This window comes from Mesorhizobium shangrilense (assembly GCF_040537815.1).
Taxonomy (GTDB): Bacteria; Pseudomonadota; Alphaproteobacteria; order Rhizobiales; family Rhizobiaceae; genus Mesorhizobium; species Mesorhizobium shangrilense.
Map to the genome: position 1 here is coordinate 14,465 of NZ_JBEWSZ010000016.1, position 12,736 is coordinate 27,200.

Consider the following 12,736-nt stretch of genomic DNA (forward strand, 5'->3'; position numbering starts at 1 on the left):
GCTGTTCTCGTCGCATGCGGTTCGGGCGCGTTGTGCACCCGCCGCAAGCTCATCTGCTGCGCGCTTCGCCTTGTGGACAACGGTCAGCAAAACCACCACCGCATCGAAATCGAGCTCGCCGGGTATAAACGCCGAGCAAGACCCGCGGGCGGGAAGGGAGTTTGAGGAGTGGGCTTTGGGGCAGCCCTTGACCCTGCCCCGCGTGTCGTGAGTGACGTGTTTCTGACATCCAGTCCGGATGTCCGCTGAGATGTGGCACGATGAGGTAGTTCAACCGGTACGCAAATTTCGAGCAAATCGGGTATGGATTCTTAATGGGCACGTGCGCGGTTCGCGTCGCGCACTAAATCCGAACTGGCGACCTGCCACGCCAACTGCACTTTGGCCTTCCCGAGCAGTTATTTCCAGAACCATCCCAGAGATCGTGTTCCTTTAGCAGCCCAGCAACAATCTAGCGCCATTGCCTTTCGTCTCCCCATCGCCGGTGGGAACATTCATTCTCTACAAAAAATGATGAATTAAACTTTTATTATATTTGGTCGATCCGATTTTTGGAATGATCATCCACGTTGTAGTCAAAATTGTTTTCTGATGAAACCTGTGGCTCGTCTTCATCGTTGTCAGGATAGCAGTGCTTGGAATTTGCAAGTACCGCAATTTTAAGGGAGGCCTCAAATGACAGAAATGTTTAAACGTTTGGCTGGCAGCCTTGCGAGCGGAGCTGTTCTCGCAATTCTTTGCATGCCAGCCAATGCAGCTGGAATTAGTGTAGGCGGCGTCGGCGGAGTATCCGTCGGTGGCGGAAGCGCTAGCGCCAACGTCGGCAGTTCCGGTACACCAGCAAACGGTAGTGCCAATGCCTCGATCGGCACCAATAGCGCCAACGCAACTGCCTCAATCGGCAGCTCCGGCGTGACGCCTGCTGTCGGCGGAACAAGCGGGGTTGCCAATGTAACTCTCGGGACCGACAACGCCACCGTCGCGGTCGGGACCGGGACCGGTCTGGGTGTCGGCGTTGGCGTCGGGACCACTCCAACGACCATCGGGATTCCCAGCAACCCCAATCTGCCCGGCATCGCTGCCAACCTGTCGAGCGGCCAGTTGGCGCGGATGAAGAAGCGCTGCGTCGAGGTCATCAACAACGAAGGCACGTATGATAGCGACTTGCGTCAACTTTGCCTGCAACTCGCTCGGCGCTGAAGAGAGGGTCTAAAACCTCCTGGAGCTGCTGACACTCCAGCTTCGAAGGAGGACGGCCCGCCGCGCCGAAAGGCGCGGCGGGCTTTTCGCGTGATGGCGCAATGTCCAGCGTGCAAGCGTAGGCTGACCCGGACTTCGGGCTCGCTGATCCCTGGGGGTCCAGAGCAAAGCTCTTCGATTGTAGCGGCGCTCATCGACAGGATATTGTGGCGTATCTCGTCGTCGCACTGTTCGCTGCGGCCGCATTACGACCCCTGACCACATTGGCGAGTTCCATGCGCACAGCACGGGTCATCTTCGTCTTCATGATGCCTCCTTGGTGGTGAGAGCATCGTGGCGGCATTCGCCTTCACGGGTAACGTTTTAGGTGCGGCAACGAACCCACTTGATAACGTTTTCCTTGAGGCAGTGTCGGTGACCCTGGCCTCGCGCGAAGTGAAATGGCGAAGATCGGTGGGGACGTTTCCCAGCGGCTCGACGTCATCCCAGCACCCGGCCACCGCGCTCAAAGGTCTCGATGACAATCACCCTACCGCCGCAGGATGGGCAGGGCGGCCGCCAATTGGACTGCCCCCTTGATGGATTTGCGCCGCATCTCTTGCTATAGTTCCAGCTTGCTTCGACTGCCGAGGCGAGCCAACGAGGGCGATGTGAGGCAGTTCGATTTCTTTTACTTCTTGGCAGCGGCTATGCCTATCTTTCCGTGATGCGCATCGGAGCGACCGCGAACGAGGCGGGCGTTGCCGTGCGCTGGCGGCCTTTCAATGTCCGCACCGTGATGGCCGAAAACAATATAGCGCTCCGCACGCAGGTGGCGAAGGTCTCCTACATGTGGCGCGCCGGGCGGCGACCCATGGTGTGCCCTTCGTCAAGGCGCCGGTCTGGCCGACGGATGCCGGGCTTCTCGCCAACCGGGTTTCTATGGTGGCGGCGGAAGGGGCTGGTGCGAGGCCTATACGTTGGCGAGCTTCAAGGCTTGGTATTTGGAGGGAATGGCGCTGGGCGATCGCGCCCATTTCGAGCATGTGCTGCCCCCCGCTCAGCCAAGATGTGGACGCCGCAATCGCCGCAGCCAACGCGCCGTCCGCTCATGAGCGGCTCAAGGCACAGACCGATGCGGCGCGCGGCTACGGCATCTTCTTCGGCTCTCCGGCTTTCGTCGTGGACGGCGAGACCTTCTGGGGCATCGACAGGCTCGAGGAGGCTTTCGCGTGGGCCGATGGCAGGCACAGGCTACAGAAGGCGGTAAAGTCAGGGTTGCGCAGCTCAAGCGCGAGCGGCACTTGCTCCCTGTCCTGACACCTCGCAACCGGGCTCTGTGGTGAGATACGACGCGGGCCCAGGCTGCACGCATCGGATGCGGTCAAGCCATAAAAAAATGGCCGGCGCCAAGCAGGGGGAGTTGCCTGATGGCGCCGGCCAAACGGCGGGATAGAGCTCCGCCGCACACCCAAACCTAGCTGAGTCTTTACGTTACGTCACTTGTGGTTGGCTCGCGCGCGTCGGATTGCGGCTCGCTTGGTACGCCAGGGAACGCGATCAGCCGATCAAATACTCGTGATCTATGTGAACGTCACGGATTGGTCACCATGGCGAGGATAGCTGTGTCGGCGCAAGGAAATTAGCTCTTGCTTAATTTAGGAGGACACTATGATTCGCAAGGTTCTGGTTACAGCTTCGGTTGTCGCGCTCGTCAGCATGCCGGCGTTTGCCGCCACCCAGTATTGGGTTGGAAAGGACGCCACAACCAAGAAATGCTCCGTGGTCACCACGAAGCCGGACGGCAAGAAGGTGACCGATGCGGGAACCAAGGCCTACGATTCCCAGGCCAATGCCGAAAAGGCACTGAAGCTGTTGAAGGACTGCAAGTAACTGGCGTCCCCCGACGCGGCCCGCTCGGCTTTCGGCCGGGCGGCCTTTTCTCTTGCACGAAGCCTGGCGGCGCGCGACGCGGGGCCTTGATGGCAGCCCGTGATGGCGGTTCGGCGAGCGGTGTGACTGGATTGCCTTACCGCCGCCGCGAACCGCTGGTTGCGCGACGCATGTCAGGCAAGAACCCGCTCCAGCAATGGGCGGGTTTTTTCATGCATTAATTTATTGGTAGCGCTGTCCCACTTGCCGTTGCGTAATTCGGCGGGTAGGGCAGATGGTGGTCCCCTCTCCGACGGCACTCCCATTACTTTAAAGGCTCTTGGCCTGGACGGCGGTTGGACATCTACTCCCCCACGCGTGTCTTTTGCAAAGGGCCTTTGACAGAGAGGGTTAGACCCACCGGAATGCTCCTGCGTTGAAGAGACAGATAGTCCGTGTGTTCGTCGCCGCGAGACATTGTCTGGCCACCGAAGAGGCGGCGGGACAGGTCCTATCGGTTCCACAGTAACAGTCTGGTCGAGACCGGGACGATTGCACCGAACAGCCAGAGGCGAATGCTCGTGCTTCCGGGGTGCTCCTCAGTCGCACCAGGAAGCGAGCGATTTCGGCTGGCGATGTCCAGGTTCGGACGCGTTCAGCTTCATCGTCGACCAGCGTTTCGCCCCGACGAGCTGCACCGCGACATTGACGAAAAGGGGAGGGGAGACGCCTCTGCCGATCGTCGCCAAAAAAAGCCCGCCGGAACGAACCGGCGGGCGAGACGGGAGGAAACTTTTTTTGGTGAAATCAGGCCGCGAGAACGGCTTTCGGCTCAACCAGTTCGTAGCCGAGTGCCTCGGCGACCGCTCGGTTGGTGATCTTGCCGTTGTAGACATTGAGGCCGTTGCGCAGGTGGTGGTCGTCGACCAGCGCCTTTAGGCCTTTGTCGGCGAGCTGCAGGCCGTGGTGAAGCGTTGCGTTGTTGAGCGCATGCGCCGAGGTGACCGGCACTGCGCCCGGCATGTTGGCGACGCAGTAGTGGATGACGCCGTCGACCTCGTAAGTTGGCTCGGCATGGGTGGTGGCATGCGAGGTTTCGAAGCAGCCCCCTTGGTCGATGGCGACGTCGACCAGCACCGAGCCCTTCTTCATGCCGGACAGCATTTCGCGCGAGACGAGTTTCGGCGCGGCAGCACCCGGGATCAGCACGGCGCCGACGATGATGTCGGCCGAAAAGCACTCTTCCTCGAGCGCCTCGACTGTGGAGTAGCGGGTGTGCACGCGGCCGGCGAAGAGGTCGTCGAGCTGGCGCAGGCGCGGGATCGAGCGGTCGATGATGGTGACGTCGGCGCCAAGGCCGGCCGCCATTCTGGCGGCATGCAAGCCAACGACGCCGCCGCCGAGCACGGTGACCTTACCGGGCAGCACGCCGGGCACGCCGCCGAGCAGCACGCCGCGGCCGCCATTGGCCTTCTGCAGCGCCGTGGCGCCGGCCTGGATCGACAGGCGGCCGGCGACTTCCGACATCGGCGCCAGCAGCGGCAAGCCGCCGCGATCGTCGGTGACGGTTTCGTAGGCGATTGCGGTCACGCCGGAAGCGAGCAGGCCCTTGGTCTGTTCCGGATCCGGAGCGAGATGCAGATAGGTGTAGAGGATCTGGCCATCGCGCAGCTGCACCCATTCGTTGGGCTGCGGCTCCTTGACCTTCACGATCATGTCGGACTTGGCAAACACGTCGGCGGCGGTCTTGGCGATGGTGGCGCCGGCGGCGCGATACGCGTTGTCATCAGCACCGATGCCGGCACCGGCGCCTGCCTCGACCAGCACTTCGTGGCCGTGCGCGACATATTCGCGGACCGAGCCTGGCGTGAGGCCGACGCGATACTCATGGTTCTTGATTTCCTTGGGGCAGCCGACGCGCATCTTTTTATATCCTGATCCGGCCCTTTGAGGGCGCGTTCCCTGTCTAGGCTCAGTGAACCACGAATCGTTGCGCAAGTGTTTGCGAATGCGCTTGCGCAGGAGGGCGAGATTCGATAATCGTTGCGCGAAATTGCCATGTTGTCGCAGGAATCGCGAAAAATGCCGCTCGACAGGATCGATATCGCCATTCTCGAGACATTGCAGAAGGATGGTCGGACATCGAACGATGCTCGCCGGATTCAGTCCGGCTTGAACCGTTGCTCTGCATGACGGCTTGACAAAACGAGTGGGGCGATCGTGACGCGCTGCTGCAAACCACGGCTTGCCGACGATGTCCTGCTGCCCACCAGTCGCGACCTGTTTGCGGCGCAGCGATTAGATTGACTGAAAGCACGCGCCAGCGTTTTCACAGCCGAAAAACCCGCCACTCTTGGGGGCAAGAGCGGCGGGCTTTCTGCAGAGCTACTCGAACTGAATACGCGTTCCCACTCACATTAGCTGCGGATAATTAAGGCCGCATTAACATGCAAAATTTGGGCATCTAAATCGATCCGAGTGCAGGATGCCGCGCACCCGGGCGTTCGGCGCCTAAATTGCCGCCGTGGTTAAATTTACAAACGATCAGCGATCAGAAAATCCGCGCTTGACGCTACGTAAGCTCTCGTGTTTTTCGCTGTGCGGGGAACGACTTCCATTCTCGGTCCAGGGCGACGAAAATGAGGGGCAGCAATGGTGGCTGGCGAACCTAATGACGTGCGCGTCAAGCGTTGCGGTGGGGGATGGGCCGTTCATATTATTGAGGACGGCAAACTGACGATTCATCGGTTCACGACACAGTGTCCCGCCGAGAATTTCGCCGATGACCAACGGGCCAGGCTCGGCCTTGCTAGCAAGCCACCGATTGACGAGCGCTGATGTCAGCACCGGATTTGGGGAGACCTTGGATGGCTGGTGAGCCTTGGCGCCACCGGAAGAAGCATATTCCCGAACGTCTATTTCAATGCTGCTTGCGGCTCTCAGGCTAGCCATGTGACCTGCTTGATCGACACGGCGGCCAAGATCATGAAAAGCCAGGTCGTCAAGGACCCGGCCGCGGTGCCGGAAAAGGCAGTAAGAATTTGCAAGCCGCCACCGCAACTGACTCAGACTGGAGCCGCGTGGCTGTTGGCTCAACCGCGGAGATGCGGACATTGCGCGATCTCACGAAAGCCCCCTTTTGCGAAAGGCGCGACGAGGCTCTCCTCAAAGCTGGAGTGTCATTGATGCGTGAGGCTTAGGTCCTCTCTTCAGCGCTGGGCGAATTGCAACGGGGAGGAGAGGCCCTCTCAGATGTGCGGCGGGAGTCAAGCCCCGGAGACCAGGGCAGGAATGGCCAACGCCTCATTCGCCTCGTCAAGGATGGAGAAACTGTAACGGCCTTCTGCGTCAAGATCGACGGAGTAGCTCAGGCGGTCGAGTATGTGATTGTCCTGGTCGAACGTTACGATCCGCGGTTTTAGCGAGGTGATATGCGCTTCGTCCAGGTAGATGGAGTTGCAGACGATGATCTGGTCGTCGGGCTGGCAGGTGCGAGCGGCAGCACCATTGAGGATGCAGCATCGTGACCCGCGCTCGCCCAGAATGACATAGGTCGAAATCCGCGCACCGGAATTCTTGTTCCATATGTCCACGAATTCCATCGGCAGGATTCCAGCTGCTTCGCAGTGGTCAGGGTCCAGCGTTATCGAACCGTGGTAGTTGAGGTTCGCTTCGGTGACGTAGATGCCGTGCAGCTTGCCGGCGACGAGTTTTCGCATTGGTTCTGTTGTCCCTATTCACAAGGTCAATCTTGGCAGCCGGGTCGCCTCGCTAAATTCCGACGGCGAGGGCACCGCCGCTGAGACCGGCGCCCGCTGCTGCCAGAAGGATTTTCTCACCTGGTCGAAACGGCTCGGTCTGATGGGCCAGCGAGAGCGAGAGCGGGATCGTCGCGGCTGAAGAGTTGCCGTAGTCGGCGATCGTCTTGACGATGGCTTGATCCGCTATGCCAAGGTTTCGTCCGACCGCATCGAAAATGCGGGCATTGGCCTGGTGCGGCACGAACCGATCGATGTCCTGCGGCTGCAATTGGGCCGCGGCGAGCGCGTCCTTTGAACATGCAGTCATCATGTCCACGGCCCTGGCGAACACTTCGCGGCCATCAGCGATCGTCATCCGGGTTTCCCCGAGGTCGAGGCCGCCGTGGAACGGCATGTTGCTACCGCCCGCCGGAATCTGGATCAGCCCGTAGCGTGAGCCGTCCGAATCCACCGAGGCGCCGAGGATGCCCCGCTCCGGGTCCTCGCACGGACCAATCACCAGGGCACCCGCGGCATCGGCGAAAAGGACCGAGCTTGCGCGCTCGGCTGGGTTGATGCGGCGGCTGAGGATGTTGGCGGCGATGACCAGCGCTGGTTTGCCGTGCAGGCGGGTGAATCCATCGGCGAACATCAGCGCATAGATGAAGCCGGCGCAGGCACCAGCGAGGTCGACCGCACCTGCGCGGCCAAGGCTGAGCTTGTGCGCGACCAGGGGTGCACTGGGCGGAAGCAGATGGTCGGGTGTCGAGGTGGCAAGCAACAAAAGACCAATGTCGCCCCGGGCGATGCCGGCATTCGCCAGCGCCATGTCGCCGGCCTGCGCGGCAAGGCCCGACAGCGTGTCTTCGTCCGTTGCCCAGAAGCGCGAACGAATTCCGGTGCGCCGCTCGATCCAGCCGGGCTCTAGCCCGAGACTGTTTTCGATCTCCGGGTTCTCGACCTTGCGCGCGGGCGCATGATGACCAAACCCGAGAAGGCGCGACGACCTGCTCACGGCTTGGCGCCGAAACGCTCGCCGGCCTCCTCGATGGCGTCATAGAGCCCGTCGAGCTCGTCGCCGGTGATGCAATAGGGCGGCAGAAGATAGAGGACATTGCCGAGCGGACGCACGAGCAGTCCGCGCTCGAGGAAGAATGCGCGCAGTTTCGGCCCGATGTCGGCCAGATAGCCGGCGGAGCCTGTACGCAGGTCGAGAGCCGTGATCGTCCCGGTCGCCCGGCTGTCGGTGAAGCGAGGGTTGTCGCGAAAGCGTTGAAGCCCGGCGGCCTGCCTCGCGCTCAGGGCCGCGATCCGCTCGGCCACCGGTTCGTCGTGCCAGATCTCGACATTGGCGAGTGCGGCCGCACAGGCGATCGGATTGGCGGTGTAGGAACTCGAGTGGAAAAACGTCTTCTTCCTGTCCTCGGAATAATGGGCCTGGAAGATGGCATCGGTGGCGAGCGTGGCGGCCAGCGGGATCACGCCGCCCGTCAGCCCTTTCGAGGTGCACAGGATATCCGGAGAGATGGATGCCTGCTCGCAGGCGAACATGGTTCCGGTGCGCCCCCAGCCGGTCATCACTTCGTCGGCGATCAGCAGCGTGCCGGAGGTCTCGGCGATCTTCTTCAATTCGGCCAGAACCCAGGCCGGATACATCAGCATGCCGCCGGCGCCAAGCACCAGCGGCTCGACGATCAGCGCGGCGGCGTGTCGGTCACGGGAGACTGCCTCGAATCGATCCAGCGTCTCCTGCTCTCGCCCCGCGGCCGGGAAGGGGATGGTGTCGACCTCGAACAGCAGCGGTTCGTAGGCAGCGTTGAACACGCCGCGGGCGCCGACGCTCATCGTGCCGATCGTGTCGCCATGATAGCTGTGCTCCATAACGACGATGCGCGAGCGCGGCGCGCCGATGTTGCGGAAATAGCCGAGCGCCATCTTCAGCGCGACTTCGACCGAGGTCGAGCCGCTGTCGGAATAAAACACCCAGTCTAGTCCGGAGGGAGCGAGACCGACGAGCGCTCTGGCCAGGCGTTCGGCCGGCTCGTGCGTGAAGCCTGCGAAGATGATCTGGTCGAGGCTCGATGCGGTCTTCTCGATGGCCTTCATGATGCGGGGATGCCGGTGGCCATGGGTGACGACCCACCAGGAAGAGATGGCGTCCAGGATGCGCGTGCCGTCCGCCTTGTGGAGATAGGCGCCTTCCGTCAGGACGATTTCTGGGATCGCCGGCTCAAGCGCGTGCTGCGTGAACGGATGCCAGACTTGAGACTGCGACATCATTCGCCTCCGGCAATCGAGGCAAGGTCAAAGCCGGCAACCATCGCTTCTCTCAGCGTTTCGCTCGTCAGCGGATCGAGCAGCGGCAGCCTGCCGAGCTGTGGCACCCCGCTGAATTCCACGATGGTCTTTTGCGTGTCGGCCACCTCCTCGCCAATGAAGGCGAGGCCGATGATCGGGATGGAGCGGGCCCGCAGCGCCTCGATTGAAAGGAGCGTGTGGTTGATTGTGCCCAGCGCCGTGCGGGCGCACAGAATGATCGGCAGCCGCCACTGCGCGAATATGTCGATGAACTTTGTCTGCCGGTTGAGCGGCACCATCAGGCCGCCGGCGCCTTCGATGACGAGCGGACCCGGCAAGACTGGAAGCGAGAGCCTTGCCGCCTCGATCGCGACGCCGTCGATCTCAGCCGAACGATGCGGCGACAGCGGCTTGCTCAAGCGGTAGACTTCCGGCAGCACGCGCCCTGGCGGCAGGCCGGCAAGCCGCGCAACCGCCTCGCTGTCGGTCTCGTCGTCGAGACCTGATTGAACCGGTTTCCAGTAGAAGCCATCGAGCAGGCCGACGAGCCCAGCCGAAAACACGGTCTTGCCAATTCCGGTGTCGGTTCCGGTGATGACGATGCGTTTGGTCATGCCGAGCCTAGCACCTCGGCAAGTGCCTCGACCATCGCCGAAATGTCGGCTTCGTCGACATTCAGCGTCAGCGAAATGCGCAGACGCGACGTGCCCTCGGGCACAGTCGGCGGACGAATGCCGCGTATGTCGAAGCCGCGCGCCTGCAGTGCCGCCGCCACCGCCATGGTGCGCCTGACGTCGCCGATCACAACTGGCTGGATCTGCGAGCCGCTCGGTAGAACGCCGCAGCGCTCGGCCAATTGACGGCCCGCCAAGGCGATGCGCTCATGCAGCTGAACGCGGCGCAGCGGCTCGTCGGACAGTATGGCGAGCGCTTCGCGCGCCGCGACCGCCATCAGCGGCGATGGCGCGGTAGCGTATATGAATGGCCGGCAACGGTTGACGAGATAATCGCACAGCGTTCCCGGTCCGGTGACCAGTGCGCCAGACGCGCCGAGCGCCTTGCCGCAGGTATGGAGCGCAATGGTGTTGTCGCGGCCCTCGAATGCGGCGGCCAGTCCCCGGCCGTCCGGTCCCCAGACGTCGGTGGCATGCGCCTCGTCGACGACGAGGAATGCCTCGTGCCGGTCGGCAAGCGCAACCAGGCCCTTCATCGGCGCGCGGTCGCCATCCATGCTGTAGAGGCTTTCGACCGCGATCCAGACGCGCCCCGTGCCGCCTTCGGCGCGCCAGCGCGTGATCGCATCCTCGATGGCATTGATGTCGTTGTGCGCGGCCAGCACGAACTGCGCGCGGCCGGCCTGGGCGCCCTCGTGCATGCTGGCATGGGCGAGCTCGTCGAGGACCAGCAGGTCGCCCTTCTGCGGCAGGGCGGTCAGGAGTGCGAAGTTGGCGATGTAGCCGCTGCCGAAGAACAGTGCGCGTTCGGCGCCAAAGAACGTCGCCGCGTCCGCCTCCAGTTGCTCATGTTCCGGTGCATTGCCGCGCAACAGCCGCGACCCGGTGGCGCCAACCGGTGTGCCCCGCGCGATCGCCGCCGCTACCGCATCGCCAAGCCTCCTCGAGGGGGCAAGCCCGAGATAGTCGTTCGACGAGAAATCGAGGCCGGCGCGCGGCGACAGTGTCCGCAACCGGTCCTTGCGCGCCAGTCCCTGCAAGGTCGCGTCGTAGCGGGCAAGTGGTGCCCCGTTCATTGCGCCTCAAGTTCCATCGGCTCGATGCCAAGGCGGCGGAACAGGAGGCTATCCTTGTCTTCGCCGGGATTGTTCGCCGTCAGCAGCGTGTCGCCGACGAAGATCGAGTTGGCGCCGGCAAAGAAGCACAGCGCCTGCATTTCATCTGTCATGGCGATGCGGCCGGCCGAAAGTCGGACATGCGATTTCGGCATCATGATGCGCGCCAGCGCGATCACGCGCACGAATTCGATCGGCTCGATCGGCTTGGCCTCGGCAAGCGGGGTGCCGGCGATCGGGATCAGCATGTTGATCGGAACGCTTTCGGGATGTTCCGGCAGATTGGCCAGCGTCACCAGCATGTCGATCCGGTCCACCGGCTCTTCGCCCATGCCGACAATACCACCGCAGCAGACCTTGATGCCGGATTGGCGGACGAGCTCGAGCGTTTCGAGCCGGTCAGCAAAACTGCGCGTGCCGATGATCTCGCTGTAGTAGCGTTCCGACGTATCGATGTTGTGGTTGTAATAGTCGAGACCCGCCTGTTTCAGCCGAGCGGTCTGCTCGAGATCGAGCATGCCGAGTGTCATGCAGGTTTCCATGCCGAGCGCCTTGACGCCTTCGACCATCGCCACCACCGCATCCATGTCGCGCGTCTTGGGGTTTCGCCACGCGGCACCCATGCAATATCGGGTGGCGCCCGCATCACGCGCCTTGGTCGCCTCGGCGATGACGCGCCTGACCTCTATCAGCTTGGACGCCTTCAGGCCGGTTTCGTGATGCGCCGACTGGCTGCAATAGCCGCAATCCTCCGGACATCCACCTGTCTTGATGCTGAGAAGTCGGCTGAGCTGGACCTTGTTGGGTTCGAAATTCTGCCGGTGAACGGTTTGCGCCAGGAAGAGCAGATTGTTGAAAGGTGCATCGTGAACAGCCCGGGCCTTCTCCAGGGTCCACATCCCGTCATCGTTGGATTGCGCCTGTGAGATGTTATGGGCCGGGTCGGTGGCGTGCATGTTCATCCTTTTCCTCTCGGCGCGTCCAGTCCGATGACCATCGCTGGTCACAGCCCTTGATAATCCAGTCCGATGTCAAGGATCGGCGCGCTGTGGGTCAGCCAGCCGATGGAAATCAGATCGACACCGGTCGCCGCGATGGCTGGCGCCGTCGCGGCCGTGATCCGGCCCGATGCTTCGGTGATGGCTCGACCGGCCACCATCGACACCGCCTGGCGCAATTCCTCAACCGACATGTTATCGAGCAGAATAGCGTCGGGGGCCAGCGCCAGCGCCTCTTCCAGTTGCGTCAGCGTATCGACCTCGACTTCGATTTTGACCAGATGACCTGCACTTGCCCGCACGCTCTTGATCGCCGGGCGGATCCCGCCGGCGATGGCGATGTGGTTGTCCTTGATCAGGATGGCGTCGTCGAGGCCGAAGCGGTGATTGGCGCCGCCTCCGGCGCGCACGGCGTATTTTTCGACTGCGCGCAAGCCGGGCGTCGTCTTGCGGGTGCAGATGATTTTTGCGCCGTGACCGCGGATTGCATTGACGATCGAAGCTGTCGTCGTGGCAATGCCGCTTAGATGGCAGAGGAAATTGAGCGCTGTTCGTTCCGCGGTGAGAATGGCCCGGGCGGGACCGCCCACCGTTGCAATGACCTCTCCTTGCGCCACTTCGCTCCCGTCTGCCCGCTCCACGGTCAATTCGACGCTCGGGTCGATGAGCCGGAAGGCGAGCATCGCCAGATCGAGCCCGGCGACAACCCCGGTCTGCCGCGCAACCAGCACGGTCGTCGTACGATGATTCTTCGGCACGATGGCGTCGGTCGTCAGATCACCCGCCCGGCCGAGATCTTCGACAAGGGCTGCCCGCACCAGAGGCTCAAGCATGATTGCTGGAAGCGGCGAGAGGTTCAT

11 protein-coding genes and 1 pseudogene are annotated in these 12,736 nt (G+C 62.3%); 4 read left to right on the top strand and 8 right to left on the bottom strand.

What is annotated here, in order from left to right:
* The first annotated feature begins 675 nt into the window (after window positions 1-675).
* From ABVQ20_RS39220 to ABVQ20_RS39230, 3 genes are all read left to right on the top strand, one after another.
* Window positions 676-1,200: a hypothetical protein gene (locus ABVQ20_RS39220; RefSeq protein ID WP_354465149.1), complete on the top strand. Its 525-nt coding sequence runs from the start codon at window positions 676-678 to the stop codon at window positions 1,198-1,200.
* 1,023 nt (window positions 1,201-2,223) lie between these two features.
* Entirely contained in the window at window positions 2,224-2,499 is a 276-nt protein-coding gene (locus ABVQ20_RS39225) for a DsbA family protein (protein ID WP_354465150.1), read from the top strand.
* Between the two features lie 351 nt (window positions 2,500-2,850).
* Window positions 2,851-3,072 (top strand): hypothetical protein, encoded by a 222-nt coding sequence (locus tag ABVQ20_RS39230; RefSeq protein ID WP_354465151.1) that lies wholly within the window; start codon window positions 2,851-2,853, stop codon window positions 3,070-3,072.
* Window positions 3,073-3,858: 786 nt separating this feature from the next.
* Here ABVQ20_RS39230 and ald read toward each other — a convergent pair.
* A complete protein-coding gene (gene ald / locus ABVQ20_RS39235; protein ID WP_354465152.1) occupies window positions 3,859-4,974 on the bottom strand; it encodes an alanine dehydrogenase in 1,116 nt (371 codons plus the stop codon).
* 159 nt (window positions 4,975-5,133) lie between these two features.
* On the opposite strand from ald, the pseudogene ABVQ20_RS39240 reads away from it, so the two are divergent.
* Window positions 5,134-5,232 (top strand): annotated as a pseudogene (locus tag ABVQ20_RS39240) (AsnC family transcriptional regulator); the annotation flags it as partial.
* A gap of 1,085 nt (window positions 5,233-6,317) precedes the next feature.
* On the opposite strand, the gene panD reads toward ABVQ20_RS39240, so the two are convergent.
* From panD to nadC, 7 genes are read right to left on the bottom strand one after another with little or no spacing between them, the layout of a single operon-like run.
* The gene (panD, locus tag ABVQ20_RS39245) at window positions 6,318-6,770 is read right to left on the bottom strand and encodes an aspartate 1-decarboxylase (protein ID WP_354465153.1); all 453 of its coding nucleotides are present in this window, start codon (window positions 6,768-6,770) and stop codon (window positions 6,318-6,320) included.
* Between the two features lie 52 nt (window positions 6,771-6,822).
* Complete coding sequence (gene bioZ, locus ABVQ20_RS39250; RefSeq protein WP_354465154.1) at window positions 6,823-7,806, bottom strand: 3-oxopimeloyl-[acyl-carrier-protein] synthase BioZ; 984 nt, start codon at window positions 7,804-7,806, stop codon at window positions 6,823-6,825.
* Window positions 7,803-9,068, bottom strand: a complete 1,266-nt coding sequence (locus ABVQ20_RS39255; protein WP_354465155.1) for an adenosylmethionine--8-amino-7-oxononanoate transaminase — start codon at window positions 9,066-9,068, stop codon at window positions 7,803-7,805. Before ABVQ20_RS39255 ends, bioZ begins: the two co-directional genes overlap by 4 nt.
* Window positions 9,068-9,703, bottom strand: coding sequence for a dethiobiotin synthase (bioD, locus tag ABVQ20_RS39260; protein WP_354465156.1), 636 nt, complete (start codon window positions 9,701-9,703; stop codon window positions 9,068-9,070). The genes ABVQ20_RS39255 and bioD overlap by 1 nt, the downstream gene beginning before the upstream one ends.
* The gene (locus ABVQ20_RS39265) at window positions 9,700-10,839 is read right to left on the bottom strand and encodes an 8-amino-7-oxononanoate synthase (RefSeq protein WP_354465157.1); all 1,140 of its coding nucleotides are present in this window, start codon (window positions 10,837-10,839) and stop codon (window positions 9,700-9,702) included. The genes bioD and ABVQ20_RS39265 overlap by 4 nt, the downstream gene beginning before the upstream one ends.
* Window positions 10,836-11,834: a biotin synthase BioB gene (gene bioB / locus ABVQ20_RS39270; RefSeq protein WP_435528515.1), complete on the bottom strand. Its 999-nt coding sequence runs from the start codon at window positions 11,832-11,834 to the stop codon at window positions 10,836-10,838. The genes ABVQ20_RS39265 and bioB overlap by 4 nt, the downstream gene beginning before the upstream one ends.
* A 47-nt stretch (window positions 11,835-11,881) precedes the next feature.
* Window positions 11,882-12,736: a carboxylating nicotinate-nucleotide diphosphorylase gene (gene nadC, locus ABVQ20_RS39275; RefSeq protein WP_354465158.1), complete on the bottom strand. Its 855-nt coding sequence runs from the start codon at window positions 12,734-12,736 to the stop codon at window positions 11,882-11,884.

Coding starts and splice junctions, on each gene's coding strand:
- ABVQ20_RS39220 (WP_354465149.1), top strand. CDS start 676: ATGACAGAAATGTTTAAACGTTTGGCTGGCAGCCTTGCGAGCGGAGCT.
- ABVQ20_RS39225 (WP_354465150.1), top strand. CDS start 2,224: ATGTGCTGCCCCCCGCTCAGCCAAGATGTGGACGCCGCAATCGCCGCA.
- ABVQ20_RS39230 (WP_354465151.1), top strand. CDS start 2,851: ATGATTCGCAAGGTTCTGGTTACAGCTTCGGTTGTCGCGCTCGTCAGC.
- ald (WP_354465152.1), bottom strand. CDS start 4,974: ATGCGCGTCGGCTGCCCCAAGGAAATCAAGAACCATGAGTATCGCGTC.
- panD (WP_354465153.1), bottom strand. CDS start 6,770: ATGCGAAAACTCGTCGCCGGCAAGCTGCACGGCATCTACGTCACCGAA.
- ABVQ20_RS39255 (WP_354465155.1), bottom strand. CDS start 9,068: ATGTCGCAGTCTCAAGTCTGGCATCCGTTCACGCAGCACGCGCTTGAG.
- bioD (WP_354465156.1), bottom strand. CDS start 9,703: ATGACCAAACGCATCGTCATCACCGGAACCGACACCGGAATTGGCAAG.
- ABVQ20_RS39265 (WP_354465157.1), bottom strand. CDS start 10,839: ATGAACGGGGCACCACTTGCCCGCTACGACGCGACCTTGCAGGGACTG.
- bioB (WP_435528515.1), bottom strand. CDS start 11,834: ATGCACGCCACCGACCCGGCCCATAACATCTCACAGGCGCAATCCAAC.
- nadC (WP_354465158.1), bottom strand. CDS start 12,736: ATGAACCTCTCGCCGCTTCCAGCAATCATGCTTGAGCCTCTGGTGCGG.